The organism is Bacillus cereus group sp. N21 (assembly GCF_016483395.1).
GTDB classification, from domain to species: Bacteria; Bacillota; Bacilli; order Bacillales; family Bacillaceae_G; genus Bacillus_A; species Bacillus_A pseudomycoides.
The window spans coordinates 1-2680 of sequence record NZ_JAEHBX010000165.1 but is presented as its reverse complement, the minus strand read 5'-3'; the positions used below and the strand labels follow the sequence as shown (position 1 = coordinate 2680).

The following is a 2680-nucleotide window of genomic DNA, read 5'->3' as shown; positions in this document are numbered from 1 at the left end:
GGTTACGAAAGCTTAAATTGTACCGCAGGTACCATCTTACTGTTAATAAGATTAGTTCAGGCTGATAGTGTTTCCACCTGAATAAGTTTTGCTTTTCCATACTAATCACGTCCTTTTTTAAAGTACTAGTATCAGTATGTCCAAGTTTCGGAGATTCGTTACATGAGCCTTATAGTTTTTGCACCAGAACCTACTGATGAAAAGTATAAAGCCTCTGATTATGCTTGGGGAACTTTAGCTATTGCTAGTGGCGGTACAACAAGAGTTGTCGGTAAAGTTTTTGGTACAGTTGGTGAACTAGAGAAAAAAGCGAAAAACCTGGAGAAGGCTGCTAAAAACGTTTCTAACAGTGGTTTTGATGTTGCAGAATTTGATAAAAAAATAGCTAAAATGAATGTAAATGAAAAAATAGCTTTAATAAAAGAAACATCCAAAGACATTGCCTTAAAAAACGGATGGAAAAAAGATTCAAAAAGAACTAAACTAAATAAAAGGGATGTTTATTATGATGCAAAAACAGATACATATTATGCTTTAGACACACAGCATGGTAGATTTGAAGTTGTTAATAAAAAAGGTAAGCATCAAGGCGAGATAGATTTTAATTTAAACTCAACAAAATCAGCTGATAAATCAGGTGGACACGACTTAAAAATGAGTTAACTGCATGGGAGTTATATTATGAAAGAATTATTAAATGACACGATAAAAAAGTACTATGAAAAACAAGATATGGAAAATTATTTATTAAAATGTAAAGAAATATTTCAATTACCTTCAGAATTAAATATGTATTTAAATAAGAGTGAAATAAATGTTACAGATGTGAATAGTGACAATACATGGCCATCTACAAAATTTATATTTGATTTTCCAAAAATTGAAAAACATGGATTTTCAAGCAGTTATAGCTGTACTTTACTAGTTTCTAAACTATTACCTGTTTTTTACTTACAACATGAGTTTGAAATTGAAAGTCCAGATGAGAACTTACTTATGTCTACACTGAATGGATATGATGTACAACCATATACTTTTCAACAGCTAGAACTGGATCAAATGATAAATAAAACTTTAAAACTAGGTGGTTATACAGATTTATCGTATGCAGAAATAAATGAAGTTGTTGAAGGCGTTCGATTTCCAGAAGGTGTAACCTTATTTGGTCCTCAGGTAACTGTAGAGTATGCCCTTTTTCATGATGTTTTGGATATTTGTCCAGATTAATGAAGTTTTAAATTGCAACTAATAATTGGCCAGTTTTAATAATAAAAAGTCGTAGGTAATGGCTCCTACGACTTTTTTTGTTGAATATTTTTCCAGATTGGCCCCTCATACCCAGAATCGTTTCCATATGCCTAATAGACGTTAAATAAAACAAATCAAAAAGCCGAATCCTTATAAGAAACGGCTTTTCTCTTTTATTACCGACCGTACTGATCTCTATATGGTCGCCAATTCCCTTCGGCATCATAATTTGGGGATTCAGCAACTCCGCAATTATTCCACAAATAATCGAAACTTGGGCGAAGGGCTTTTCCGAGATTATCCTCCCACGAATTCACTACAGCTGAAGGAAGCTTTAAAACCCTGTCCCCAATTTTCCCATTTGATAATTTTGGATTCATAGAAATATAATAATCCTCAACATCAGTAAGAGTGATACTAATCGCAAAAGGAAGTTTAATTCCTAATTTTTTCAAAGCCAGCTTATATTTACTATCTATAAGATGCAGTATTTCTTGTTCAAAAGAGATCCCTGGGATATATTTTTCATATCTTTTACTTAGCAACTCTGTATCTACAGATTCAATAATGCCGTTTTTAAAGAATTGGACATATCCAGAAGGATTTCCATCATCATTAAAATGTGACCCACTATGTGTATAAAAACCATGTTTGTTTATTGAACCATCCCACTCACGAGTTAGAAAAGGTACTAAATTAGTCCTCTGTTCTAAATCTTTTATACTATAGGTATTAGAAGTAGTAACCGCTTCTACAGGAACAAGATGAACAATTAACTTTGAACCATTAGTGACTTTCGGTAGAGAATTACCTCTTTCTATTTCATTTAGTCGCATCGTTATCCATTCACTATACCATTCACCCTGGGGAACAGTATCGGTTGTATTACTTCGGGACGGAAAACCTGGGAATGAAGGACGTGACAATGGCTTTTTTCTCCCCATATGTACACCTGATAAAATTTCTTTTATAGCTTGATCTTCATCATTTATTCCTACTAAATTAATATAAGAGATACCAGGTAGTAATCCCTCTAATTTAACATCTGAAATCCTTACTGGAATTAACTTACGCTTCTCTCCTGTTGGATCTTCAACAAATGCTGCCGCCCATTCTGGTTGTGTAAAACTTGATTCAATATAATTATTCGATAATAAAGCTTTGGATTCGATTTTCAAGTTGTAAAATCATCTGAGGAGTAAATGCTTTTTGCACAAGTGATCGTAGGCGGTTATGATCAGGAGGATCTGAATTTAGCATATGTTTTCTTAAGAGTTCCCTATTTTCTAATGAAATGGGAACTTTAATTTCTTCCTTTTTGCTAAACACATTTTCAATATTTTTCATTAATCTTGCATCTTTTAATAGCGACATGGCGTCTTCATATCTCGTTATAAGCCAACTTTGATACTGTTCTCCTAAAGATAAGGGA

General features: G+C 33.1%; 3 protein-coding genes and 2 pseudogenes. 2 read left to right on the top strand and 3 right to left on the bottom strand.

Translation table 11 applies throughout. From position 1 onward, the window contains the following. Window positions 1-100, bottom strand: a pseudogene (locus tag JDS96_RS30135) (IS6 family transposase); the annotation flags it as partial. A gap of 62 nt (window positions 101-162) precedes the next feature. On the opposite strand from JDS96_RS30135, the gene JDS96_RS30130 reads away from it, so the two are divergent. Beyond that, complete coding sequence (locus JDS96_RS30130) at window positions 163-663, top strand: colicin E3/pyocin S6 family cytotoxin (RefSeq protein ID WP_199669046.1); 501 nt, start codon at window positions 163-165, stop codon at window positions 661-663. A gap of 18 nt (window positions 664-681) precedes the next feature. Beyond that, window positions 682-1227 (top strand): hypothetical protein, encoded by a 546-nt coding sequence (locus tag JDS96_RS32670; RefSeq protein ID WP_242480034.1) that lies wholly within the window; start codon window positions 682-684, stop codon window positions 1225-1227. 197 nt (window positions 1228-1424) lie between these two features. Here the strand turns inward: JDS96_RS32670 and JDS96_RS30120 are convergent, their stop codons facing one another. Both JDS96_RS30120 and JDS96_RS30115 read right to left on the bottom strand, forming a co-directional pair. Then, a complete protein-coding gene (locus JDS96_RS30120; RefSeq protein WP_242480033.1) occupies window positions 1425-2426 on the bottom strand; it encodes a toll/interleukin-1 receptor domain-containing protein in 1002 nt (333 codons plus the stop codon). Further along, window positions 2410-2680, bottom strand: a pseudogene (locus JDS96_RS30115) (cytochrome P450); the annotation flags it as partial. The gene JDS96_RS30120 and the pseudogene JDS96_RS30115, both read right to left, overlap by 17 nt.

Bases quoted from the DNA above. Each gene is read 5' to 3' on its own strand.
- JDS96_RS30130 (WP_199669046.1), top strand. From the start codon at position 163: ATGAGCCTTATAGTTTTTGCACCAGAACCTACTGATGAAAAGTATAAA.
- JDS96_RS32670 (WP_242480034.1), top strand. From the start codon at position 682: ATGAAAGAATTATTAAATGACACGATAAAAAAGTACTATGAAAAACAA.